At 59.3% G+C, this 24199-nt stretch carries 25 protein-coding genes; 13 read left to right on the forward strand and 12 right to left on the reverse strand.

What is annotated here, in order from left to right:
• Positions 1-237: 237 nt before the first annotated feature.
• The gene (locus tag J2X71_RS34075) at positions 238-762 is read right to left on the reverse strand and encodes a DUF992 domain-containing protein (RefSeq protein WP_007827426.1); all 525 of its coding nucleotides are present in this window, start codon (positions 760-762) and stop codon (positions 238-240) included.
• A gap of 188 nt (positions 763-950) precedes the next feature.
• On the opposite strand from J2X71_RS34075, the gene J2X71_RS34080 reads away from it, so the two are divergent.
• Positions 951-1124 carry a hypothetical protein gene (locus J2X71_RS34080; protein WP_310389453.1) on the forward strand — a complete coding sequence of 58 codons (174 nt, stop codon included), beginning with the start codon at positions 951-953 and terminating at the stop codon, positions 1122-1124.
• Positions 1125-1713: 589 nt separating this feature from the next.
• Here J2X71_RS34080 and J2X71_RS34085 read toward each other — a convergent pair.
• From J2X71_RS34085 to J2X71_RS34100, 4 genes are all read right to left on the reverse strand, one after another.
• Positions 1714-2487 (reverse strand): amino acid ABC transporter ATP-binding protein, encoded by a 774-nt coding sequence (locus tag J2X71_RS34085; RefSeq protein WP_007827421.1) that lies wholly within the window; start codon positions 2485-2487, stop codon positions 1714-1716.
• A 15-nt stretch (positions 2488-2502) separates the two neighbouring features.
• The gene (locus J2X71_RS34090) at positions 2503-3648 is read right to left on the reverse strand and encodes an amino acid ABC transporter permease (RefSeq protein WP_113322781.1); all 1146 of its coding nucleotides are present in this window, start codon (positions 3646-3648) and stop codon (positions 2503-2505) included.
• A 1-nt stretch (position 3649) separates the two neighbouring features.
• The gene (locus J2X71_RS34095) at positions 3650-4852 is read right to left on the reverse strand and encodes an amino acid ABC transporter permease (protein WP_310389457.1); all 1203 of its coding nucleotides are present in this window, start codon (positions 4850-4852) and stop codon (positions 3650-3652) included.
• Between the two features lie 102 nt (positions 4853-4954).
• Positions 4955-5980, reverse strand: a complete 1026-nt coding sequence (locus J2X71_RS34100; protein ID WP_113322785.1) for an amino acid ABC transporter substrate-binding protein — start codon at positions 5978-5980, stop codon at positions 4955-4957.
• Between the two features lie 379 nt (positions 5981-6359).
• Between J2X71_RS34100 and J2X71_RS34105 the strand changes: the two genes are divergently transcribed.
• A complete protein-coding gene (locus J2X71_RS34105) occupies positions 6360-7550 on the forward strand; it encodes a cystathionine beta-lyase (protein WP_310389460.1) in 1191 nt (396 codons plus the stop codon).
• Here the strand turns inward: J2X71_RS34105 and J2X71_RS34110 are convergent, their stop codons facing one another.
• Positions 7551-8699: an FAD-dependent monooxygenase gene (locus J2X71_RS34110; protein ID WP_310389462.1), complete on the reverse strand. Its 1149-nt coding sequence runs from the start codon at positions 8697-8699 to the stop codon at positions 7551-7553. It abuts the gene before it with no gap.
• Positions 8700-8727: 28 nt separating this feature from the next.
• A complete protein-coding gene (locus tag J2X71_RS34115) occupies positions 8728-8973 on the reverse strand; it encodes a zinc-finger domain-containing protein (protein ID WP_007827409.1) in 246 nt (81 codons plus the stop codon).
• 147 nt (positions 8974-9120) lie between these two features.
• On the opposite strand from J2X71_RS34115, the gene J2X71_RS34120 reads away from it, so the two are divergent.
• The 6 genes from J2X71_RS34120 to clpA all read left to right on the forward strand — a co-directional run bounded on the left by J2X71_RS34120 (position 9121) and on the right by clpA (position 14985).
• Positions 9121-9906 carry an alpha/beta hydrolase gene (locus tag J2X71_RS34120; RefSeq protein WP_310389465.1) on the forward strand — a complete coding sequence of 262 codons (786 nt, stop codon included), beginning with the start codon at positions 9121-9123 and terminating at the stop codon, positions 9904-9906.
• A 132-nt stretch (positions 9907-10038) separates the two neighbouring features.
• Positions 10039-10872 (forward strand): serine O-acetyltransferase, encoded by an 834-nt coding sequence (cysE, locus tag J2X71_RS34125; RefSeq protein ID WP_007827405.1) that lies wholly within the window; start codon positions 10039-10041, stop codon positions 10870-10872.
• Between the two features lie 138 nt (positions 10873-11010).
• Positions 11011-11214, forward strand: a complete 204-nt coding sequence (locus J2X71_RS34130; protein WP_007827403.1) for a DUF3126 family protein — start codon at positions 11011-11013, stop codon at positions 11212-11214.
• 285 nt (positions 11215-11499) lie between these two features.
• The gene (locus J2X71_RS34135) at positions 11500-11868 is read left to right on the forward strand and encodes a phasin family protein (protein ID WP_310389468.1); all 369 of its coding nucleotides are present in this window, start codon (positions 11500-11502) and stop codon (positions 11866-11868) included.
• A 263-nt stretch (positions 11869-12131) separates the two neighbouring features.
• Entirely contained in the window at positions 12132-12482 is a 351-nt protein-coding gene (clpS, locus tag J2X71_RS34140; protein WP_037072724.1) for an ATP-dependent Clp protease adapter ClpS, read from the forward strand.
• Positions 12483-12492: 10 nt separating this feature from the next.
• Complete coding sequence (clpA, locus tag J2X71_RS34145; RefSeq protein ID WP_310389472.1) at positions 12493-14985, forward strand: ATP-dependent Clp protease ATP-binding subunit ClpA; 2493 nt, start codon at positions 12493-12495, stop codon at positions 14983-14985.
• A 144-nt stretch (positions 14986-15129) separates the two neighbouring features.
• On the opposite strand, the gene J2X71_RS34150 is transcribed toward clpA, so the two are convergent.
• The 5 genes from J2X71_RS34150 to J2X71_RS34170 all read right to left on the reverse strand — a co-directional run bounded on the left by J2X71_RS34150 (position 15130) and on the right by J2X71_RS34170 (position 18429).
• A complete protein-coding gene (locus J2X71_RS34150; RefSeq protein WP_310389474.1) occupies positions 15130-15420 on the reverse strand; it encodes a Dabb family protein in 291 nt (96 codons plus the stop codon).
• A gap of 59 nt (positions 15421-15479) precedes the next feature.
• Positions 15480-15908, reverse strand: coding sequence for an HIT family protein (locus tag J2X71_RS34155; RefSeq protein WP_310389476.1), 429 nt, complete (start codon positions 15906-15908; stop codon positions 15480-15482).
• A 54-nt stretch (positions 15909-15962) separates the two neighbouring features.
• Positions 15963-17165 carry a GNAT family N-acetyltransferase gene (locus J2X71_RS34160; RefSeq protein WP_310389478.1) on the reverse strand — a complete coding sequence of 401 codons (1203 nt, stop codon included), beginning with the start codon at positions 17163-17165 and terminating at the stop codon, positions 15963-15965.
• A gap of 77 nt (positions 17166-17242) precedes the next feature.
• A complete protein-coding gene (locus tag J2X71_RS34165; RefSeq protein WP_310389480.1) occupies positions 17243-17962 on the reverse strand; it encodes a glycerophosphodiester phosphodiesterase in 720 nt (239 codons plus the stop codon).
• Positions 17962-18429 (reverse strand): RidA family protein, encoded by a 468-nt coding sequence (locus J2X71_RS34170; RefSeq protein WP_310389482.1) that lies wholly within the window; start codon positions 18427-18429, stop codon positions 17962-17964. The genes J2X71_RS34165 and J2X71_RS34170 overlap by 1 nt, the downstream gene beginning before the upstream one ends.
• 136 nt (positions 18430-18565) lie before the next feature.
• Here J2X71_RS34170 and J2X71_RS34175 point away from each other — a divergent pair, with 136 nt between their 5' ends.
• The 5 genes from J2X71_RS34175 (at position 18566) to J2X71_RS34195 (ending at position 23999) form a co-directional block, all read left to right on the forward strand.
• On the forward strand, positions 18566-19405 hold the full coding sequence (locus tag J2X71_RS34175) for a cell envelope integrity EipB family protein (RefSeq protein WP_310389484.1): 840 nt from the start codon (positions 18566-18568) through the stop codon (positions 19403-19405).
• A gap of 206 nt (positions 19406-19611) precedes the next feature.
• Positions 19612-20688, forward strand: coding sequence for a toxic anion resistance protein (locus J2X71_RS34180; RefSeq protein WP_310389485.1), 1077 nt, complete (start codon positions 19612-19614; stop codon positions 20686-20688).
• A gap of 11 nt (positions 20689-20699) precedes the next feature.
• A complete protein-coding gene (locus tag J2X71_RS34185) occupies positions 20700-22271 on the forward strand; it encodes a substrate-binding domain-containing protein (protein WP_310389487.1) in 1572 nt (523 codons plus the stop codon).
• A gap of 7 nt (positions 22272-22278) precedes the next feature.
• Positions 22279-22896: a 5-bromo-4-chloroindolyl phosphate hydrolysis family protein gene (locus J2X71_RS34190; protein ID WP_310389489.1), complete on the forward strand. Its 618-nt coding sequence runs from the start codon at positions 22279-22281 to the stop codon at positions 22894-22896.
• A complete protein-coding gene (locus J2X71_RS34195; RefSeq protein ID WP_310389491.1) occupies positions 22896-23999 on the forward strand; it encodes a substrate-binding domain-containing protein in 1104 nt (367 codons plus the stop codon). The genes J2X71_RS34190 and J2X71_RS34195 overlap by 1 nt, the downstream gene beginning before the upstream one ends.
• Positions 24000-24199: the final 200 nt, after the last annotated feature.

Consider the following 24199-nt stretch of genomic DNA (forward strand, 5'->3'; position numbering starts at 1 on the left):
AAGTCTCTCTCCACAGCATCAACACCTCCCGCAAAAAGCGAAAAGTGTTACCCATGTCTCCGGTACGAAACGTCACCTATCTCTCGGGTCGGGCACAGAATTTTCTAGATATCGCGACATGACTATGAACTCTGTTCGTGGCCAAGTGCAGCATTAGAATCGGTAACAACAACAAGCCGGCGGCGCATCGGATATGACGATGCGCCGCCGGCCTTTGTTTTATTGGCTCTTGCTGCCTTAACCCTCGGGCGACAGCGTCATGGACGTGCCTGTCGCGGCAACATTGAGGCCAAGCTGGCCCGTGACGCTGATCGTCTGAAGATGGATCGAACCGGAAGTGCCGCCAAAGAGGACGTTGGTGCCGAGGCCGCCGACAAGCGTGGCTTCAGCGGTCGCACCCTGGTAGAGGCCGGCCAGCGAGCCGCGGTGGTAACCGGCTGTCGGTGCGAAGACGGCCCAAAGCAGACGACCACGCGTGGTGAAACCGAGATCCACGCCGAACTTGCGCAAAGCACCGCTGTAATGTTCAGGCGATTCGCCACGGCTCGTCGGCTGGAAGACGCAATCGATCTGCTTGGAAGAACCGAGCACATAGCCGACGCCGCCGCCGATCTCGCAATCGAGGTAACCGATCTTCACGCCCCCGCTTACATCGGGAGCCACCGGCGGCTCCGTCCGTACCAGGTCCGCCGCGCTGGCGCTCATGGCAAAGGCCTGGAGCAACGAGGCTGCGGCGATTGTGGTCGCGAGTATCTTTTTCATTTTCGTCTCCTGTGAATATCGCTGGAAGGATATAACGTCGGCTTTGTCATAACCAAGGCAGGAAAGTCTTCGCCGTCATTTTGGTTCCGACAGTCGCCTGCGCCAAGCTGCCGCGCCCATCTTTTATGGAACCCTATCGGCCTGCATCGGTTGTCCAGATGTCCATTTTTCAAACAATGGAGATCAGAATGAGCAAGACCAATGCAGACGACATCCGCAAGAAAACAGAGCGGCAGGTGGAGAACACCAGTGCCGGGGGACATCTCGGCGGAACCTATTTCGGCCAGCAGCCCGATGGCAAGACGGCCTCTTCTAGCAGTTCCGAGGCACGAAAGTCACGGCCGAACGACGGCCGCAACTGACGTGAGGACGATCGCACTGGGCATTTGCGACTGGCCGAGAGGCCAGTCGCCTCATCCAAAGGTGGTATTTGTCCCAAGTTGAAACGCACGAATCTAGTAAATTTTAGGGTATTTTAACCATGATTTTCTCTCGGCAGCTTCCCTGAAACATTTGGAACCTGACCGCGTTTAATTCGCACGGGCTAATCCAATGAGCGTCGCCCTCGGCAATTCGGGCAGCGGCATAAACGTCAATGCCAGCATCGGCGGTGGTGATGGAACAGGCCCTGCGCTTTTCGGGCCGAATGGCTTGAATCTCGGCCTTGGTGTCGGAGTCGCTAGCACAGGGTGGAGGCGCGAGTTCCGGCGACGGTACGGGGTAGGGTCCGGCAGCCTCACGCCGACAGTGGTGCTCCAGCGCTTCCGGGAAATGTCCGTCAATGACCAGAGGAAGATGCTTGTTCGCTGCCGCGATATATCCGTTTCCAGCGGCTATGATTCTGGCCTCGCAGGGCTGTGCGGCCTGCTGCGCTCTGCGGCTTCCCGCTAGAACGCATGAAAAACCCGCCGGTAATCAGCCGGCGGGTTTTGAATGTTATATCTGTCTGATTTAGTGCAGGATTTGGCTGAGGAACAGCTTGGTGCGCTCATGCTGCGGATTGTCAAAGAATTCGGCCGGCGAATTCTGCTCGACGATCTGGCCCTGGTCCATGAAGATCACGCGGTTCGCGACCTGGCGGGCAAAGCCCATTTCGTGGGTGACGCACAGCATGGTCATGCCTTCTTCGGCAAGGCCGACCATCGTATCCAATACTTCCTTGATCATTTCCGGATCGAGCGCCGAGGTCGGCTCGTCGAACAGCATGATCTTCGGGTTCATGCAAAGCGAGCGGGCAATCGCCACGCGCTGCTGCTGACCGCCCGACAACTGGCCCGGATATTTGTTGGCCTGTTCGGGGATCTTCACGCGCTTCAGGAAGTGCATCGCCACTTCCTCGGCCTGCTTTTTCGGCATTTTGCGCACCCAGATCGGCGCCAGCGTGCAGTTTTCCAGAATCGTCAGATGCGGGAAGAGGTTGAAGTGCTGGAACACCATGCCGACTTCGCGGCGCACTTCGTCGATCTTCTTCAGGTCGTTGGTCAGTTCCGTGCCGTCAACGACGATCCGGCCCTTCTGGTGCTCTTCCAGACGGTTGATGCAGCGGATCATCGTCGACTTGCCTGAACCCGAGGGGCCGGCGATGACGATGCGCTCGCCGCGCATGACCTTGAGGTTGATGTCGCGAAGAACGTGGAAGTCACCGTACCACTTGTTCATGTTGATGATCTCGACGGCCACATCGGTCGCCGACACGGTCAATTTCTTGGTGAGAGGCTCTGCCATTGCGGGTTCCTATTCTTATCGTTTGTGGCCGGTGTCGAGATGGCGTTCCATGAATGCTGAATAGCGCGACATGCCGAAGCAGAAAAGCCAGAAGGTGAAGCCGGCGAAAATCAGCCCGGACAGCGGCGTCACAGCGGTTGCCCAATTGGCATCGGTGAAGTTGAGGCGAACGATGCCGAGCAAGTCGAACATGCTGATGATCGATACCAGCGACGTATCCTTGAACATGCCGATGAAGGTGTTGACGATGCCGGGGATCACGAGCTTGATCGCTTGCGGCATGATGATCAGCCGCATCTTCTGCCAGTAGCCGAGGCCAAGCGAATCCGCACCCTCGAACTGGCCCTTCGGAATGGCCTGCAGGCCGCCGCGAATGACCTCAGCCATATAGGCGGAGGCAAAGATCGATACACCCACGATCGCTCGCAGCAGTTTGTCCACCGTCCAGCCAGCGGGCAGGAAAAGCGGCAACACGACGCTTGCCATGAAGAGAACCGTGATCAGCGGCACGCCACGCACGACCTCGATGAAAATGATGCTCACCATCCGGATGACAGGCATATGCGAGCGTCTGCCGAGCGCCAGGAGAATACCGACCGGGAAGGAGACGACGATGCCGACGAAAGAGAGCACCAGCGTCACCATCAGCCCGCCCCAGAGCGGCGTGTCGACGATTTCGAGGCCGAAGCCACCATAAAGCAGGACGAAGGAGACGATCGGCAGCACGACGAAGAGCAGGATCGCATTCAGCCCCTTGCGCGGCACAGATGGGATGAGCATCGGGACGAGCAGGAGTACGAAGAGAATGCCGACCAGTGTCGGCCGCCAGCGCTCGTCGAGTGGATAGCGTCCGTAGATGAATTGGTCGAACTTGGCATTGACGAAGGCCCAGCAGGCACCGCTCCAGCCATCCGGCTGAATGCCGCCCTGGACTGTCGTTGCGCAGAAGGTGCGGTCCGGACCTGTCCAGACCGCCTGCACGAACAGCCAGTTAACGGCATGCGGTAGAGCCCAGGCGAGGAAGGTCGCTGCCAGAAGAGTGAGGATGATATCCTTGGGTGTCGCAAGCAGGTTGCGGCGTATCCAGGCTGCCGCGCCCTTTTCTCCAGCCGGAGGCGGCTCCGGTGCGAGTATAGTGGTTCTGACGAAACTGTCGCTCATCTTATCTCTCCACCAACGCCATCTTGGCATTGAACCAGTTCATGAGCAGAGAGGTCACGATGCTGAGGCTGAGGTAGATGACCGCCCAGATCAGGATCACCTCGACGGACTGGCCCGTCTGGTTCAGCGTCGTGCTGCCGACGGCGACGAGATCGGCAAAACCGATGGCGATTGCCAGCGACGAGTTCTTGGTGAGGTTCAGATACTGACTGCTCAGAGGCGGAATGATGATGCGGAACGCCTGCGGAATGACGACCAGCCGGGTGATTGCCGAAGGATGCAGGCCGAGTGCAGCTGCTGCCTCCGTCTGTCCTTTGGGCACGCCGCGGATACCTGAGCGCACGATCTCGGCGATGAAGGCCGCCGTGTAGAAGGAAAGCGCCAGGAAAAGCGACATGAATTCCGGGCCGACCACGGAACCGCCGGTCAGATTGAACTTGCCGGCGACCGGGAAATCAAAAGACAGCGGTGTGCCTGCGAGCAGGAAGGCAATGAGCGGCAGGCCGACGATGAGGCCGATCGAAACCCAGATCGTGTGGAACGGCTGACCTGTCGCTGCCTGCCGACGATGCGCCCACCGTGCGGTGATAATAGTGGCGATGATCGCGACAGCGAAGGCAACGCCGACCAGCCAGAAACCGTCGCCGAAGATCGGCTTGGGGAAGGCGAGGCCGCGATTGTTCAGATATGATCCGAGAGGCAGATGCAGCGAGTCACGGGCATTGGGCAGAATCGCCAGGACGCCCGAATACCAGAAGAAGATCACCAGCAGCGGCGGGATGTTGCGGAAGACTTCCACATAGACCGTGCAGAGCTTGGCAATCAGCCAGTTCCGCGACAGACGGCCGATACCGACAACGAAGCCGATAATCGTTGCAGTGATGATGCCGGTAACGGCGATCAGGATAGTATTCAGAAGGCCGACGAGCAGCGCACGGCCATAGGTCGAATCACTCGAATACGGGATCAGCGACTGGCCGACTTCGAAGCCGGCGCGTCCGTTCAGAAAGCCGAAACCCGATGCAATGTTGGCGCGCGCCAAATTGACTGCCGTATTGTGAGCAATCGACCAGATCAGCGCGACCAGCAAGACAATGGTAAGGACTTGGAAGAAGATGCCCCGAACTGTCGGGTCATAGAGGGCAGACTGGAAGCTCCAGCCGCTCCTGGGCAAAGATGTTGAATCCGCAACCTGATGCGTCATGCCTGGCCAATTCCCCACGTTATGCGCTCCTTTTCGGAGCTTTTTTATAGGAGGAGGGAAAGGCGGTTATCCGCCTTTCCGGCTTTTCATGCGTAGTGCCGATTAACGAACCGGCGGAGCGTACTGAATGCCGCCCTTGTTCCAGAGAGCGTTGAGGCCGCGCGAGATCTTCAGCGGGCTCCCCTGGCCGATGTTCTTTTCGAAGACTTCGCCATAATTGCCGACGGTCTTGATGATGTTGTAGGCCCAGTCATTGGTCAGGCCGAGATCGGTACCGATCTTCGTGTCGGCTTCAACGCCGAGGAAGCGCTTGATATCCGGGTTCGGCGAATTCTTCATGTCGTCGACATTGGCCTGCGTGATACCGAATTCTTCGGCGTTGATCATCGCGTAGCCGACCCAGCTGACGACATCGAACCACTGGTCGTCACCCTGGCGAACGGCCGGGGCGAGAGGCTCCTTGGAAATGATTTCCGGCAGGATCATGTGCTCGTCCGGGTTCTTCAGCGTCAGGCGCAGCGAGTAGAGGCCCGATTGGTCAGTCGTGTAGACGTCGCAACGGCCGGAGTCATAAGCGGCGTTGACCTCATCCAGTTTCTCGAAGACGACCGGATTGTACTGGAGGTTGTTGGCCTTGAAGTAGTCGGCGAGATTGAGCTCGGTCGTGGTGCCTGACTGCACGCAGACGGATGCGCCGGAGAGTTCCAGAGCCGACTTCACGTTCAGGCTCTTGCGAACCATGAAGCCCTGGCCGTCATAGTAGTTGACGAAGCGGAAGTTCAGGCCGAGAGCCGTATCACGGTTGATCGTCCAGGTCGTGTTGCGGGCCAGAACGTCGACTTCGCCGGACTGCAGGGCCGGGAAGCGGTTCGCGGCGCTAAGCGGCGTGAACTTCACCTTGGTCGGATCGCCGAAGACCGCAGCGGAAACCGCGCGGCAGAAGTCGACGTCGAAGCCCGACCAGTTGCCGGACGCATCAGGTGCAGCAAAGCCGGCAAGACCGGTGTTGACGCCGCACTGGACAAAACCTTTTGCCTTTACGTCTCCGAGAGTAGTGGCCGAAGCGGCCGAAGCGCCAAGAGCGAAAACTGCTGCGCCGGCTGCTGCGGACAGGAGCTTGTACTTCATTTTTCCCAACCTTTTTCCGTTGTCTTATCTTTATCTTTTCGGGGAGTGGCCGGATTGAACTAGCCCATGTACCTCCCCGCTTCCCGCAACCCTCCCGGCGCGAGTGGGTCTATCACAGTCGCAAATGTCACTATGGTCAAGTGTCGCGGCTAATAATTGCGGCAAAATTCAGCATTTTGGTAGATTGCGCTGCGTCTCTAGGCACTTGGCTAGAAATTGGGCTCTAGCTTGAGGAAAAAAATAGCGCGGAAATCGCGAAGTAAAGGCCGGTGGCTTGGCGGGGCGAGGCCATCACGTCAAGTTGTAGGGGTTGACCCTGATGGCGACGGGGTTCAAGAGTTCGGCCTTTGCATACCCTCGCCAGAAGGCCATTTCCCACATGAAAGATCTAGACAGTCTCCTGCCGGGCGCCGGCATCAATACCCGTCTTTCCCATATCGGCTACGACCCCGCGGATTATCACGGTTTCGTCAATCCGCCGGTGGTGCGCGCGTCCACGGTGCTCTTTCCCGACGCCAAGTCCATGGAGACGCGCAACAAGAAATACACTTACGGCACCCGCGGCACGCCGACGACCGACGCCCTTGCCGAGGCGATCAATGCGCTCGAAGGCTCGGCCGGCACCGTGCTGGTGCCCTCCGGTCTCGCTGCCGTCACAGTCGCCATCCTGGCCTATGTCGCGTCGGGCGATCACGTGCTGGTCGTCGATTCCGTCTACGGTCCGACGCGCCATTTCTGTAACACGATCCTGAAGCGAATGGGTGTCGAGGTCGACTATTTCGATCCGGCGATCGGCGCGGCCATCGAGACTCTCTTCAAGCCGAACACCACGGTCGTGCTGACCGAAGCCCCAGGCTCCAATACTTTCGAGATGCAGGATATCCCGGCCATCGCGGCTGTGGCGCACAAACACGGCGCCGTCGTGCTGATGGACAACACCTGGGCCACACCTCTCTATTTCCGCCCGCTGGACTTTGGCGTCGACGTATCCATCCATGCCTCGACCAAATATCCGTCGGGCCATTCCGACATTCTGATGGGAACCATCTCCGCCAATGCCGAGCACTGGCCGCGGCTGATCGAAACGCATGGCACACTCGGCCTTTGTGGCGCGCCGGATGATTCCTATCAGATCCTGCGTGGCCTGCGCACCATGGGGATCCGGCTGGAGCGCCACTACGAGAGCGCGCTGGCAATCGCCACGTGGCTCGAAAACCGCGAAGAGGTTGCCCGCGTCCTGCATCCGGCCCTGCCGAGCTTCCCGTCGCACCATATATGGAAGCGCGACTTCAAGGGTGCCAGCGGCATCTTCTCCTTCGTGCTGAAGGTTGACGATCCGCAAAAGGTCAAGCCGAAGGCACATGCCTTCCTCGATGCGCTCTCTTATTTCGGACTGGGCTATTCCTGGGGCGGCTACGAAAGCCTTGCCATACTGGTCAATCTTTCGGACCGAGAGATCGCCAGGGCCCCGCCCGAAGGTCCGGTCATTCGCCTGCAGATCGGTCTGGAAGATGTCGTTGATCTCAAGGCTGATATCGAGCGGGGCTTTGCTGCGGCAAACGCCGTCTGATCAGCCAACTGGGCGATAGCCGTAAATCCAGTCGAGATCCGCCGCGAGGCTTTGCGGCGGTTTCAGCGACAGCACGATATCCCGGCCGAGACGGATCGGTCCGCTTGCATGATAGGCAAAACGGTTGAAGGCGCCGCGCTGGCGGAGCTTGGCGATCCGCGGCATGCGATGCCGTTCGAAGAGCGAGATGGCTTCGGAAACCGGGCGGGTGGCGAGGAAGGCTGCGAGCTCGAATGCATCCTCGATCGCCATCGCTGCGCCCTGTGCCGCAAAGGGCATCATGGCATGTGCCGCATCGCCGATCAGCACGATCTTGTCACCGTCCTGCCATTTGCCCGGCGTTGCCTCGAAAAGCGGCCAGAAGGTGATGTCGCTGCGCCGCCCGAGCAAACCGGCAATAACAGGATGCCAGCGACGGAAGCGTGACTGCAGAAGCTCTTGCTGAGCCTGTGTCGGCTCGCCTTGCCAGGCCTGCGGCGCAATATTGCCGGCGGTAATCGCCACCATGTTGAAGCCGCCGGTTTCCTTCAGCGGATAGCAGACCATATGCGCCGATGAGCCGAGCAGGGCCGAGACGCTGGTGCGGTCCAGAAAGCCCGGCGCCTCTGCCTCTGCGATCGTGAAACGAAAGGCGACATTTCCGGAGAATTGCGGGGCAGGGGCGCCTGGTATTGCCTGCCTCAGCCTGGACCAGACGCCATCGGCGCCGATGATGACATCGGCCGGGCGCCGGCCCGGTGGCAAGTCCGATTCGAAACGTGTTCCGAGACCGAGTTGGCAGAGCGGATTGGCGCTGACCGCATCCAACAGGGCCTTCTGAAGCGTCTTGCGATGCATGACGCCGTAAGGTGCTCCCCAGCGGTTCCTGGCGAAACTCCCGGCCGGGACGGCTGCAAGCTCGCGCAGCGAACTGCCCGAGATCAGCCGGATGGATTGCGGCTCGAGCCAGAGGCTGGTCAGCCCGTCGAGCACACCGAGTTCGGCAAGCACGCGCGATGCATTGGGAGAGATCTGCAGGCCGGCACCCACCTCGGCAAGCTCGGGCGCCTGTTCGAAAATATCGGAACTGATACCACGTCTTGCGAGTGCCAGAGCAGCCGTCAGGCCGGCAATTCCGGCGCCGATAATGGCGGCATGTTCGACCGGCATGGGATATCCGATCTAAAGAGGAGAGAAATTACGCCGCCTTGACGTGGAAGACGCAGCCGGGCGGGTTGGTCTGGTTGGACTTCAGCGAAGCATTGTAGCGATAGAGGGTCGAGCAATAGGAGCAGACCTTCTCGTTGTCGTCGCCCATATCGATGAAGATATGCGGATGGTCGAAGGGAGCGGATGCGCCGGTGCACATGAATTCCTTGACGCCGACTTCGATAACGCGGTGACCGCCGTCGTTCTGGAAGTGGGGAATGCTGTGGCCGGCCATGTCTGTCTCCGAATGCTTTGATATTCTGCGCGGACCTTATAGGCCTTCGAAGGAAAAGTGTAGTGCCAAAGCATGGCTCCAATGCGAGTTTTTGGCTTCACGCTCAAAGGCGGCTCGACTATGGTCGCGCCAAATAAGGACGGCCCGATGAACCTGAATACGCCTGCATTTTCAAGCTTCACCCATGACGGACTGAAACTCGCTTTCTTCGACGAGGGTGATCCCTCCGGCCCGCCGGTGCTGCTGATCCATGGCTTTGCCTCGTCGGCGAACGTCAACTGGGTTCATCCGGGCTGGCTGAAGACCCTGGGTGATGCCGGCTACCGTGTCATTGCCATCGACAACAGGGGGCATGGCGCCAGCGACAAGCCGCGCGATGCCGAAGCTTACAGGCCGTGGTTCATGGCTGGTGACGCGATCGCGCTGCTTGATCATCTCGGGATTCCCGAGGCCAATCTGATGGGCTACTCCATGGGCGCCCGCATCTCCGTCTTTGCGGCGCTTGCCCATCCACACCGCGTCCGCTCGCTGGTGCTCGGCGGCCTCGGTATCGGGATGACGGATGGGGTGGGCGATTGGGACCCGATCGCCGATGCGCTGCTTGCACCGTCGCTTGCCGACGTCACCCATCAGCGCGGCCAGATGTTCCGCGCCTTTGCCGAGCAGACGAAGAGTGACCGTGAGGCGCTTGCCGCCTGTATCAAGGGTTCGCGCGATCTGGTTGCCCGCGCCGACATGGGCAAGATCGATGCGCCCACCCTGATCGGGGTTGGAACGAAAGACGATATTGCCGGTTCTCCCCAGGAGCTTGCGGCGCTGATGCCTGACGCCGAAGCACTCGATATTCCCGGCCGCGACCACATGCTCGCCGTGGGTGACCGGGTGTTCAAGAAGGCTGTCCTGGAATTCTACGCAAAGGTCGCCGCCGGCTGATGTCGCCGGCAGGTGACATAAACGTGATTTCAAAGAAAAACACGCTTAACCGGTGTGCCGCGGGCACCCATTTATGTTATCGGCGTTTTCCTCTATATAATCGCATTCCAACGGGAAATGAGGAGGCCGGAAATGGTCGCTAAGACGGATATCCGCACGCTGGAGGGAGCCCATCCTCTAAAGGTGATGGACCCAATCTGGGACAGCCTGCGAGAAGAAGCGCGCCTCGCTGCGGAAAGCGATCCGGTGCTGGCGGCCTTCCTCTATTCGACGGTCATCAACCATCGCTCGCTCGAAGAATGCGTCATTCACCGTATCTGCGAGCGCCTCGACCATCCCGACATGCAGGCAAACTTGCTGCGCCAGACCTTTGAGGAAATGCTCGAGGACTGGCCGGAATGGAGCTCGATCCTGCGCGTGGATATCCAGGCAGTCTATGATCGTGACCCCGCTTGCCTGCGCTTCATGGAAGCCGTTCTGTACTTCAAGGGCTTCCACGCGCTGCAGACTCACCGGCTGGCGCATTGGCTGCTCAACCGCGGCCGGCGCGACTTCGCGCTTTACTTGCAGAGCCGCTCCTCCAGCGTCTTTCAGACGGACATCAATCCGGCAGCTCGCATCGGCAAGGGCATCTTCCTCGACCACGCGACCGGCCTCGTCGTCGGCGAAACGGCTGTCATCGGCGACAACGTCTCCATCCTGCATGGTGTGACGCTCGGCGGCACCGGCAAGGAAGGGGCCGATCGTCACCCGAAGATCGGCACGGGCGTAATGATCGGCGCAGGCGCCAAGATCCTCGGCAATATCGAGATCGGCTTCTGCTCGCGCGTCGCTGCCGGCTCCGTCGTCCTGAAGGCGGTGCCGCCAAAGACCACGGTGGCGGGCGTGCCCGCCAAGGTCGTCGGTGAAGCGGGCTGTTCCGAGCCTGCCCGCGTAATGGATCAGGTTATCGGCGCCGATATCTGAGCCTTCATTTGAAAAATGCGGAAAAACGCCTAGATCCCGGTGAAGACAGTCACTGCTAACTCGAGCTCGCGACCTTTACAGCGCAGCTTTACCTGTGCAAGAAGCGGCCAACCGAGATCGCTTACGGAGATCAAAAGAGTGAAGCCTGAAGAAATCAAGAAGCTCGACGCCTATTTCAAACGCACGCTGAACCCGCAGATCGTGGTGAAGGCGCGTCCGCGCAAGAACGACTCCGCGGAAGTCTACATTGGCGAAGAATTTCTGGGTGTCATCTACATCGATGACGAGGACGGCGACCGTTCCTACAATTTCTCGATGGCAATTCTCGACGTCGATCTCTGATCGCCGTCACATCGATTGAAAGCCATGCATCGCCAGCCGATGCATGGCTTTTTTTGTTTGCGCCGATCGCCAAATACGCTGGTTCACTAAAATTTCTGCTAACCCTGCGGTTGCAGTCGCCTGATATATTTTAGCAAAATCAATAAAAGACGAACGTGCCCAAAAATCCGGTCTTTAGCGCTGACAGCGGGTGCAACCATTGGGTGTTTTGCGATGCACAAGACTACTTGACTCTTTGTGCGTTGCAGCTACCCTCTGCTTGCAACTGCCAATTGGAGGATGGTCATGTTCAATTTCGACGATACAAACCGGAAGAGCAAGGAAGCCGTAGATTCGATGCTCAAGAGCTATTCCGATACTGCCAAGGGTTTCCAGGCGATTGCCTCCGAGGCGGCCGAATATTCCAAGAAGTCCTTCCAGGATGCCGTCACCCATTTCGAGACGCTGTCGGGCCTAAAGAGCTTCGAGGCGGCCTTCGAATTGCAGACCAATTATGCGAAGTCTTCCTATGAGGCTTTCGTTTCCGAAGCGACCAAGCTCGGCGAAATGTATGCCGACCTCGCCAAAAATGCTTATAAGCCCTACGAAGCACCGATGGCCGCCGTTGCCGCCAAGGTCTCGAAAGCCACTCCGGTAGCCCCCGCCGCCGCATAAATCTTGTGGCGTGTTGCGCGCCGCCTATTGAAAATCAAAGACCGGCACCGCATTTGCGGCCGGTCTTTTTTGTTTCCCGAAGCGCGCCCTGGTTTTTACGCAGACTTTTTTGGCCTTTGCGTCAAGTCCTGCGGAATTGTGATTGCAGTCGGAAACAAGGGGCTTAAAATCGCTCTATTATGAACTACCTTAGGGTTTCAGATATTCGTCGGGAAAGCACCCCTCCCATGCTGCCTGCCGGATTGATTGAGGAATGAATGACAATGATCGCCAGACCGATCCGGATGCAAAACGACAGCGAAAGGAACGGGGATAACGGAAATCGAACCTCGGTCATCACGCGCACCAAGCCGAAGACCAAGAAGCCTAATCTCTATCGCGTACTGCTTTTGAATGACGACTACACCCCAATGGAATTCGTCATCCATATCCTGGAGCGTTTTTTTCAGAAGGATCGGGAAAGTGCCACCCGCATCATGCTGCATGTCCATAACCACGGCGTCGGCGAATGCGGAATATTCACATACGAGGTAGCGGAAACCAAGGTGAGCCAGGTGATGGACTTTGCCCGGCAGCACCAGCATCCGCTGCAATGCGTCATGGAAAAGAAGTGAGGAACTGAACGTGCCAACATTTTCGCCTAGTCTTGAGAAGGCGCTCCATCAGGCACTGACCTTTGCCAACGAGCGGCACCATGAATATGCGACGCTCGAGCATCTGCTGCTCGCCCTGATCGACGATGCCGATGCGGCTGCGGTCATGGGTGCCTGCAATGTCGACCTCGACGCGCTCCGTAAAACGCTCCTGGAATATGTCGATAACGAACTCTCCAACCTGGTCACCGGTTATGACGAGGACTCCAAGCCGACATCCGGCTTCCAGCGCGTCATTCAGCGCGCGGTGATCCATGTCCAGTCTTCCGGCCGCGAGGAAGTGACCGGCGCCAACGTGCTCGTCGCGATCTTCGCCGAGCGCGAAAGTCATGCTGCCTATTTCCTGCAGGAGCAGGAAATGACCCGCTACGACGCCGTCAACTATATCTCCCACGGCATCGGCAAGCGCCCCGGCGTATCCGAAAGCCGTCCGCCGCGCGGCGCTGAGGACGAGTCCGAATCCAAGCCGACCGCACGCGGCGGCAACGAGGAAGAAAGCGGGCCGAAGAAGCAGCAGGATGCACTGAAGGCTTACTGCGTAAACCTCAACGAGAAGGCCAAGGGCGGCAAGATCGACCCGTTGATCGGCCGTCACGCCGAGGTGAACCGGACCATCCAGATCCTGTGCCGCCGCTCCAAGAACAACCCGCTCTATGTCGGTGACCCCGGCGTCGGTAAAACGGCGATTGCCGAAGGCCTTGCCAAGCGCATCGTCGAAGGCAAGGTGCCGGAAGCTCTGGCCGATGCCACGATCTTCTCGCTCGATATGGGCACGCTGCTTGCCGGCACCCGCTATCGCGGCGACTTCGAAGAGCGCCTGAAGCAGGTCGTCAAGGAACTGGAAGAATATCCGGGCGCCGTGCTCTTCATCGACGAAATCCACACCGTCATCGGTGCGGGTGCAACGTCGGGCGGGGCCATGGATGCATCGAACCTCCTGAAGCCGGCTCTGTCTTCGGGTGCGATCCGCTGCATCGGTTCGACCACCTACAAGGAATACCGCCAGTTCTTCGAAAAGGATCGGGCTCTGGTCCGCCGCTTCCAGAAGATCGACGTCAATGAACCGTCGATCGACGATGCGATCGAGATCATGAAGGGTCTGAAGCCCTATTTCGAAGAATACCACCACCTGCGTTACTCGAACGAGGCGATCAAGACCGCCGTCGAGCTCTCGGCCCGTTACATTTCGGACCGCAAGCTGCCGGATAAGGCGATCGACGTCATCGACGAGACCGGTGCCGCCCAGATGCTGCTGCCGCCGTCCAGGCGCCGCAAGTTGATCACCGAAAAGGAGATCGAAGCGACGATTGCGACGATGGCCCGCATCCCGGCGAAGACCGTCTCGAAGGATGATGAAGCCGTTCTTGCCAACCTTGAGCAGGAACTGCGCTCGGTCGTCTATGGTCAGGATGTGGCGATCGAAGCCCTGTCCACCTCGATCAAGCTGGCCCGTGCCGGCTTGCGCGAGCCGAACAAGCCGATCGGTGCCTATGTCTTCTCCGGTCCCACCGGCGTCGGCAAGACGGAAGTCGCCAAGCAGCTTGCTGCCTCACTGGGTGTCGAGATTCTGCGCTTCGATATGTCGGAATACATGGAGCGGCATACGGTTTCCCGTCTGCTCGGCGCACCTCCCGGCTATGTCGGCTTCGACCAGGGCGGCCTCTTGACCGATGGCGTCGACCAGCATCCGCATTGCGTGGTCCTGCTCGACGAAATCGAAAAGGCGCATCCGGATATCTATAATATCCTGCTGCAGGTCATGGACCACGGTACGCTGACTGACCATAACGGCAAGAAGATCGACTTCCGTAACGTCATCCTGATCATGACGACCAATGCGGGCGCTTCGGAAATGGCCAAGGCCGCCATCGGCTTCGGTTCGTCCAAGCGCACCGGCGAAGACGAAGAGGCTCTGACCCGCCTGTTCACGCCGGAATTCCGCAACCGTCTCGACGCGATCATTCCGTTCGCGGCGCTGCCGACGGCCGTCATCCACAAGGTCGTGCAGAAGTTCATCATGCAGCTGGAAGCTCAGCTCTCTGAACGCAACGTCACCTTCGACCTGCACGAGGATGCGATCGCCTGGCTGTCCGAAAAGGGTTACGACGAGAAGATGGGCGCCCGCCCGCTTGCCCGCGTGATCCAGGATGCCATCAAGAAGCCGCTGGCGAACGAAATCCTCTTCGGCAAGCTGAAGAAGGGCGGCGTCGTCAACGTCACCGTCGGCCCGAAGGAAGATGGCAAGCCAGGCCTCATTCTGGAAGCCGTTCCGGAAACGGCACCTATCAAGCCGAAGCCGGAAGCCGAGCTGGTTCATCCGGGAGCGGTCGATGAGGATGATGGCGAGCTGAAGACCAAGCCGGTCAAGAAGGCGAAGGCCAAGACCGTGCCGCAGCCTGAGCCTGAAGTCCGCGACGCGCCCAAGAAGGGCTCGACGGTTCCCAAGGTTCCACGCAAGAAGTAAGCTTACGACGGACAATGAAAAAGGCCGCTGAGAAGCGGCCTTTTTGTTTGCCTTGAAGCATGTCGCGCGAAAGCGTGTAGTGGTTTGCGATAACGATATGGGCAAGAAAAGACCTAAAGCGTAGCAGCGACACGCTTCAGGATGTCAGAGCTTCGCGTAGTCGATCTCGAGGAAGTCTGCGACCTCGGGTATCCAACGGTCGCGCACGAAGGCGACATGCAGCGGGTGGACATTATAGGCGTCGTAACCGGCCTGGTCGTCGAACTCCATCGCGAAGCCGAAGGTGAAATCGTTCTTCGGGCTCGTCTGGCGAAGTTGCTCGAAATTTCTGACGCTTGGGATCTGCTTGAGCGTCAGCGCCTCATCGAGAAAAGCCTTTTCTTCGGCAGAGCCTGCAGCGTGCTTCAGGCGGAATGCGACGGTGTGGCGAATCATGATTTCCTCCTAAATCGATGAAGTAATTTAGTATTCCGAAAAATAAGGCGGCGTTTCCGTTACGCGAGTTCCGCTTTGATCTTCTCCGCGTTGGCAGCGAGCACCACGCCATCCTCCATCTTGCCGGAATGCGGCTTGAGTGCCACGCCCTCATGCCGCGGGATGACATGGAAATGCAGGTGGAAAACGGTCTGACCTGCTGCCGGCTCGTTGAACTGGGCGATGAACACACCATCTGCGTCGAAGGCTTCCTTGACGGCATTGGCGACTTTCTGGACGACGGTGATCGTATGGGAAAGGGAGGCGGGGTCGGCATCGAAGATATTGCGGGAAGGTGCCTTCGGCAGGACCAGAACATGGCCCGGCGCTTGCGGCATCACATCCATGAAGACAACGGTCTTGTCGTCCTCGTAGACGCGATGCGACGGGATCTCGCCGCGCAGGATCTTGGCGAAGATATTGTTGTCGTCATAGGCAGCGCTGGTCATGGCGAAATCTCCTCGTGTTTCCCTTGATCGCGTAGCGCGCCGGAGCCAAGCGCGTCAATCCTCCTGCAACCGTTCGCCTTTGCGGAAGGGAGTGTGTTCGGCAAGCATCTCATTCATATATTCGACATCCTCCCGCTCGCGCTTGAGATAGTCGGCAACGGCGCGCCGCAATCCCGCGTGAGCGATATAGTGGGCGGAATGCGTCGTCACCGGCAGGTAGCCGCGGGCAAGCTTATGTTCGCCCTGGGCGCCGGCCTCTACCTTCTTGAGGCCCTTTTCCAGCGCAAAATCGATGGCCTGATGATAGCAGACCTCGAAATGCAGGAAGGGGTGATCTTCGATGCAGCCCCAGTGCCGCCCGTAGAGCGTATCACCGCCGATGAAATTGATCGCGCCTGCCACATAGCGACCGTCACGCTTTGCCATGACGAGCAGGATGTCGTCGGCCATACGCTCGCCGATCAGCGAATAGAATTTGCGCGTCAGATAAGGCCGGCCCCATTTGCGGCCGCCGGTATCCATGTAGAAGGCGAAGAACTGGTCCCAGATTTTTTCGGTCAGGTCCTTGCCGGTCAGCCAGTCGATGGTGATGCCGTTCTCAACCGCCGTCCGACGCTCCTTGCGCAGTGCCTTGCGCTTGCGAGAGGCAAGCGTTTCCAGGAACGCGTCGTGGTTGGCATAGCCTTCATTGATGAAATGGAACTGCTTGTCCGTGCGGTGCAGGTAGCCGTCGGTCTCGAAGACCGGCATCTCGTCCTCGGGCACGAAGGTGACATGGGCCGAGGAAATATCGAGGCGGCGGACGACTTCCTTGAGGCTTTCCGCCATGGCATTCTGAATTGGCAGTCTTGCAAATCCTTGGGCCACGAGCAGGCGCGGGCCGGTCGCGGGCGTGAAGGGGATAGAGCACTGCAGCTTCGGATAATAACTGCCGCCGGCCCGTTCAAAAGCGTCGGCCCAGCCATGATCGAAGACATATTCGCCCTGACTGTGGTTCTTGAGATAGCCGGGCAAGGCGCCGACCAGTTCACCCTTGTCCGTCTCCAGAAGCATGTGATGGCCGAGCCAGCCGGTCTGCGCAGTGGCAGAGCCGGATTCTTCCAGCGACGAGAGAAAGGCATGCGAGACGAAGGGATTATAGGCGACGCTGTCGCACGTCTTCGATGCTCCCGAAAGCCTGGACCAGCGGTCGGGGGAAATTGCGGTGAATGATCGCTCGATGCGGATGGAAAGTTCGTCTGACGATTCGTCTGTCATGAAGCAAATGCGAAGCCGTTGGGGGAGGGAGCTGGCTCCCTCCCAGTCTGCGCACGATCTTGTCGAAAAAGCGAGCGTCAAACTGCCGCGCGCGGATCGAAGCCTTCGAAAGTCATTTGATCGGCGTTCTCGAAAGTCTGCTTGCGAGCCTGTTCATCACGCACCGTCCAGGTGATGACCGGAACGTCCTTGTCGCGCTGGTCGGTGATGAACGGGTTCGGCAGGTCGGCATAGTAGTAGGAAATGAAATCGAGGCCGATCGCCATCGCCTTATCATGCTCTGCATGTTCCTCCGGCGTATTGCCGTTGGCCGTCAGCCCGATCGGGTAGGGCGCATTGAGCTCCTTGAGATCCTTCAGCAGCCAATGGTCGAAGCTCATCAGCGCAACCTTGCCCTCATAGCCCTCGAGTACGTCGAGAACGGCTTCGGCAAAGCCCTCGTCGTCGGCTTCGCGGCCCTTGAGTTCCAGCACCAGCGGCACCTTGCCCTGCACGAGTGCGAGAAGCTGCTTCAGCGTTGGCACTTTGTCCTTCGTGCCGCCGACGGCGATCAGCCCGAGCTCCTGGGAGGTCCGTTCCCGCACGTCGCCCTTGAGGTTGCAGAGGCGTTCCAGATCTTCATCATGGAAGATGACCGGCACGGCATCCGAGGCGTAATGCAGGTCGCATTCGATGGCGAAGCCCGCTTCGACGGCCCGTGAAAAAGCCGAGAGCGTGTTTTCCCAGACGACATTGTTGAGGTCGTGGTAGCCGCGGTGCGCAACCGGCAGCTCTTTGATCCAGGCGGCATTCGTCATTATGCGATTTCCATGATAGCATCGATTTCGACTGCTGCATTGAGCGGCAAGGCTGCCATGCCGACGGCAGCGCGGGCATGTTTGCCGGCTTCGCCGAGCACGCCGGCGATCAAGTTCGAGGCGCCGTTGATAACGAGGTGCTGCTCGACAAAATCAGGCGCCGACGCGACGAAGCCGTTGAGCTTGATGACGCGGCGGATGCGGCCGAGATTGCCGCCGAGCGCTGCCTTTGCCTGAGCAAGAATGTTGATGGCGCAAAGCTCTGCGGCACGCTGGCCAGTGGCAACATCGACAGTCTTGCCGAGGTGGCCGGAGACGGCAACCTTACCGCCTTCGAGCGGCAGCTGGCCGGAAATATAGAGAAGGTTGCCGCTGATGACATAGGGGACATAATTGGCGGCGGGTGCTGCTGCCTCGGGCAGGGTTATCCCCATTTCCGACAGGCGCGTTGCGATTACATCGGACATTTTCGTCTCCGCTTTTGTTGTCAATTCTTCAAAAAGAATGCATCAAGACTAGAATCTTTAATGTGACAGTTTCGAGCCTCGATTTGGCCGAAAGCGTTCTTATAACATCGCGGACGAGTCCAACAGGAGTTAATGAATGTTCCGATCGTCACTTGCCGCTCTTCTTCTCGCAAGCGTTTCCGCCAATGCCTGGGCGGCCGCGCCGGCGACGAGCGCTGCGATCGCAACCGGGCTCGTCGCTCACCGCGCCATCTACGACCTGGAACTGAAGGACGCTTCGGAGCGCTCCGGCATCTCCTCCATGTATGGCCGCATGGTCTATGAGTTCGACGGCAATTACTGCGAAGGCTTTACCACGAATTTCCGCTTCGTCACCCAGATCGACACCGGCGACAACGTGCGCGTCAGCGACCAGCAGACCAAGACGTTCGAGAGCCTGAAGGATGGCAAGTTCACCTTCGATACCAAGTCTTTCACCGACGATCAGCTCGACAAGGAAGTCAACGGCGCGGCTCAAGATAAGCCGGAAGGCGTGAAGGTCGACCTCACGCAGCCGGCAAGCCGTGAGCTGCAACTCGAGGAAAGCCGCTTTCCGACCGAGCACATGCTCGACGTCATTCAGAACGCCAAGGATGGCAAGCGCTTCTTCGAGGCTCGCGTCTTCGACGGCTCCGACGATGGCGACAAATCCCTGGTGACAACGACGATCGTGGGTAAGCAGGAGACTCCGGTCACGAATGAGGCTGATGCAGGCAATGCCGGCGAGTTCGCCAAGGCCGCCTTCTGGCCCGTGACGATCTCCTATTTCAACGAGAATGCCAAATCCGACACCCTGCCGGTCTACCGCATGTCGTTCAAGCTCTATGAGAACGGCATTACGCGGGATCTGACGATGGATTACGGCGATTTCGTCCTGACCGGCAAGCTTGCCAAGCTCGAGCTTCTCGACAAGAAGGCCGCGCCGGTCTGCCAGTAAGGCGGCATTCGCCGCAAGCTTAAGCGGCTGTCATAAAAGCTTATTTCTAGTGCCGCTAAACTGCGACCTCGCAAATGAGTCGTGCGGGGCGGGTATTGCGTGGATGCCGAGTTTCCCAGCCTCGAAAGTGGATGACCCATTTGCCGCAAAAATGGGTTTGCAATTCGTAAGACCAATTGCACCACAAGCCGAGAAAGACGACCCCAATGGCCGACACCGATCTCGCAACGGTTCAGAATGCTTCCCTGTCGGCCGTTGCCGCCGATCCTGCGGAAGTCGCCCGCATTACCGACACCATCAGTATTACAGACCGCGCCGGAATATCCGTTTACGGCGACCGCGCACAGCAGGCCGTCAGTGACTATGCCGACAGGATCCTGCGCGAGGTGCGCAACAAGGATCTCGGCGATGTCGGCAAGCTTTTGACCGACATCATCCTGAAATCCAAGAGCCTCGATCCCGCGTCCCTCAAGGATAAGGGCTTCCTGAGCCGCATGTTCCTCTCCGCCAAGGCGCGTCTCGAGCGCTTCAAGGAGGAATTCGAGGACGTCGCCGGCCAGATCGACCGCATCGGCCTGGAACTCGACCGCCACAAGGATACGCTGCGCCGCGACATCGCCCTGCTCGACGACCTGCATGAAGAGACGAAACAGTCGATCGTAAAGCTCGATGCCTATGTGCAGGCGGGCAAGAACTTCGCCGAGCACTTCCGCTCGATCGAGCTGCCGAAGTTGAAGAGCGCAGCCGACGCCGCAGTCTCCGGCCCCGGTGGCGGCATGCTGGAAGCCCAGACCTATCAGGACAGCCTCCAGGCGCTCGACCGCTTGGAAAAGCGCATCTTCTATCTGCAGCAGGCCCGCCAGCTCGGCATTCAGCAGCTTCCGCAGATCCGTATCGTCCAGGCCGGCGACGAAACACTGATCGAGAATCTGCAGGCAACCTCGGCGCTGACGGTGCCTGCCTGGAAGCAGAAGATGGTCATCCTCCTCGGGCTCACACTGCAGAAATCGGCCCTCGACCTGCAGAAGTCGGTGACCGACGCCACCAATGACATGATCCGCCAGGCCTCGGAAATGATGAAGGATCAGGCGATCGCCATCGAGCAGCAGTCGCAGCGCGGCATCGTCGATATGGAGACGCTTGCCAAGGCCAATCAGGATCTGATCGATACCGTCACCGGCGTGCTGCGCGTGCAGGAAGAGGGCCGCAAGAAGCGGGCTCAAGCCGAGCAGCAGATGGAACAACTGACGATCGACCTCAAGAAGGCGATGACCCAGGCGTGACCGGCAAAACCATGATCCGATCATTCCTCTGCGCACTGGCGCTATCTGGTCTCGCGGCGTTGGCAGGCTGCGATGCTTTCAGCAGCGGTCCGAATTTCTCGATCGTTTCCGGCTCGGAAAACACCGTGCTGCAGCCGATCGTCGAGGAATTCTGCAAGGAGAAGCACGCGACTTGCTCCTTCAAATATGAGGGCACGCTCGATATCGGCCTCGCGCTGCAAAGCGATCAGGGTGTCGAGCAGGACGCTGTCTGGCCCGCTTCCAACGTCTGGGTCGACATGTTCGATACCAAACGCAGGATCAAGGACCTGACGTCGGTGGCGCAGACGCCCGTCATTCTCGGCGTACGCAAGTCGAAGGCCGAGCAGCTCGGCTGGGTCGGCAAGGATGTCTTCATGAAGGATATCTTGGCAGCGGTGAACAGCGGCTCGCTGAAGTTCCTGATGACATCGGCGACACAATCGAATTCCGGTGCCAGCGCCTATCTCGCCATGCTCTCCAGTGCGCTCGGCAACAAGCCTGTGATCGAGCCCGGCGATCTCGATGACAAGACGGTTCAGGACACCGTTCGAAGCCTGCTTGCCGGTGTTGCGCGCTCCTCCGGCTCCTCGGGCTGGCTTGCCGACCTCTATACGGATTCCGCCAGCAAGGGCACGACCTACGATGCCATGTGGAATTATGAGGCAGTCATCAAGGAAACCAACGACAAGCTCACGGGCATGGGCAAGGAACCGCTTTACGCCATCTATCCTGCCGATGGCGTCGCGATGGCGGATTCGCCGATCGGCTTTATCGATCACGGTCGCGGTCCCGAGGTTCAGACCTTCTTCAAGGACCTGCTCGCCTATCTGCGCTCACCCGATGTTCAGAAGAAGATTGCCGAAACCGGTCGCCGCCTGCCGCTCGGCAGCGTCACCGCTGAGCCGGAGCCGAGCTGGAATTTCGATCCAGCCAAACTGGTGACCGCGATCCGCATGCCGGAACCAACAGTGATCCGCCAGGCGCTAACCCTGTATCAGGCAGCACTCCGCAAACCGTCGCTGACGGCGCTCTGCCTCGATTTTTCGGGCTCCATGCAGGGGGACGGCGAGAACAGCCTGCAGCAGGCGATGCGTTTCCTGTTCACGCCCGAGGAGGCAAGCAAGGTGCTGGTGCAATGGTCGCCGGCCGACCGCATCTTCGTCATTCCCTTCGATGCCAATGTCCGCGATATCTTTTCGGCTTCGGGTGACACGATGGAGCAGCAGGGGCTTCTCAATGCAGTTGCCGGCCAGCATGCCGGCGGCGGCACCAACATGTATGCCTGCGCCGAAAGGGCGCTTCAGCAGATGGCGAAAACCGCGGACCTGTCCAATTATTTGCCGGCGATCATCATCATGACCGACGGCAGATCCGATGACCAAAGTGCGGCCTTCATGGGCGATTGGAACGCGATGGAACCACGCGTGCCGATCTTCGGCATTACCTTCGGCGATGCGGACAAGACCCAGCTCGACAGTCTGGCGGCAGCGACGGCGGCACGCGTCTTCGACGGACGCTCGGACCTTGCGGCAGCGTTCCGCACCGCACGCGGTTACAACTAGGGCCGCCATGGGTAACTGGCTCGGCAATGATGGTAACTGGATCGTGGCGGGAGTGGTGACGGCCATTCTCGTCCCCATTCTGACTTTTGCTGCCGGCATGCCGTTCTGGATTGCCGCTGTCATCGGCCTCCTAGTTTTTGCCGGCCTCGTTTTCCTGCTGGCGCCACGCAGGCTTTTCGAAGGTCTCGATATCAAGGTGATCGGCCGCGGTCGCGTTGCCTTCGCGAGAGAATTGCTGGAAGGGGCTGTGCCCGCCGCACAAAGGCTGGAGACGGCCGCGGACGATATCACCGACAAGCAGACGGCGGCGCGCGTACGCCACCTGGCGGAAATCGCCGCCGATGTCTTCCGCAAGGTGGAGGCGAGGCCGGAAAGTGCCAATTCCGTACGCCGTTTCCTCAGCTACTATCTGCCGCGTGCGGCCGAAGTTGCCGAGGGCTTTGCGGTAATCGAGGCGAAACGCGCGCCTGACGTCAAGCAGTTGGAGGATGTCCACGCCGTGCTGGTGAAGCTCGAGGATGCCTTCGTTCATTATGCCGACAGCCTTGTCGATGCTGAGCTTGGCACGCTCGATACCGACCTGCGCCTCATCCAGGCATCGCTCAAAGAGGATTTCGGACGCTGATGGCCCTTTCCCGCCGCGCCTTTGGAGTTGGACTGCTCGCCACCGGTATTGCCGGCACGGGCGGCTATTTCGCCGTCCGCGACAGGCCGGAACTGCAGGGCCTGCTGGGTACGCGCACAAAGCTGTTCGGCTTCATCGGTGGCGAAAAGGAGGCTTTCCTTGCCGATCCCGATGTCGTTGACGCTATCAAGGGCTACGGCCTTTCGATCGACAGTCGCGTCGCCGGCTCGGTCGAAATGGTGCGCGAGCGGGCCTTGCTTTCGCAAAACCCGCAATTTCTTTGGCCGTCCTCCTCCATCATGGTGGATATCGCCCGTCAGAGCGGCGTGAAGATCCGCGATGACAGGGTCATGCTGAACACGCCTGTCGTCGTCTACACGTGGCAGCCGGTCGTGGACGGGCTGATCAAATCGGGCCTCGTGACGGTAATCAACGGCCATCACCAGCTCGACCTGAAGGCGCTGCTTGATGCCATCCTTGCCGGGACGGATTGGTCGAAACTTGGCGTCAATGCGCTCTACGGCCGGGCGCGCATCGTCTCCACCGATCCGAACCGGTCGAATTCGGGCTTCATGTTCTCGGGCCTCGCGCTCAGCCTCTTCAGCGGCAATGTCGCGACATCAGACGATCTCGCCCAATACGGCGGCAAGGTGCAGTCGATCTTCCGCAGTATGGGTTTCAAGTCGCCATCGTCAGGCAAGCTGTTCGACCAGTATCTGGCAGGCGGCCTCGGCGGCGAACCGATGATTGTCGGTTATGAGAATCAACTCGTCGAATGGGCGCTCGCCGATGCCGACCGATGGAGCCGCATCCAGTCGGGGCCGGGCGCCAAGCCCGTCGTCCTCTATCCGCGCCCGACGGTCTATTCGGCCCATCCGCTGATCGTCGTCGACGAAACGGCCGAACGCCTGATCGAGGCGCTGACGAGCGCCCGCCTGCAGGAGCTCGCCTGGACCAAACACGGCTTTCGCGGGCCGCTCGGCACGGCGACCGGTGATACCAAAGGGCCGATTGCCGGCCAGTTGCCGGCCGAGATCGATGCCGTGCTGCCGATCCCGGACGCCGGCGTGATGCTGTCGCTGCTGAACATGCTGGCAAGCTGAGCCGGCAACGCGTATATATTGCAGGCGCGGCTCATTCGTCCGTTCTCGTCAGATTTTTTGGCGCAAGCCTTGCTTTTGCAGGAAATCGAATGTAAGGCCACGCGCATTCCACACGTAAGGCATGGGATCGTCCGGGAGAAATCCGGCTTTTCCGCCCGGTGGCATCTTCGAAGAGGATGCTGTTCGCCTTGCGGAGGTTC

Source organism: Rhizobium sp. 1399, assembly GCF_031455475.1.
Taxonomy (GTDB): Bacteria; Pseudomonadota; Alphaproteobacteria; order Rhizobiales; family Rhizobiaceae; genus Rhizobium.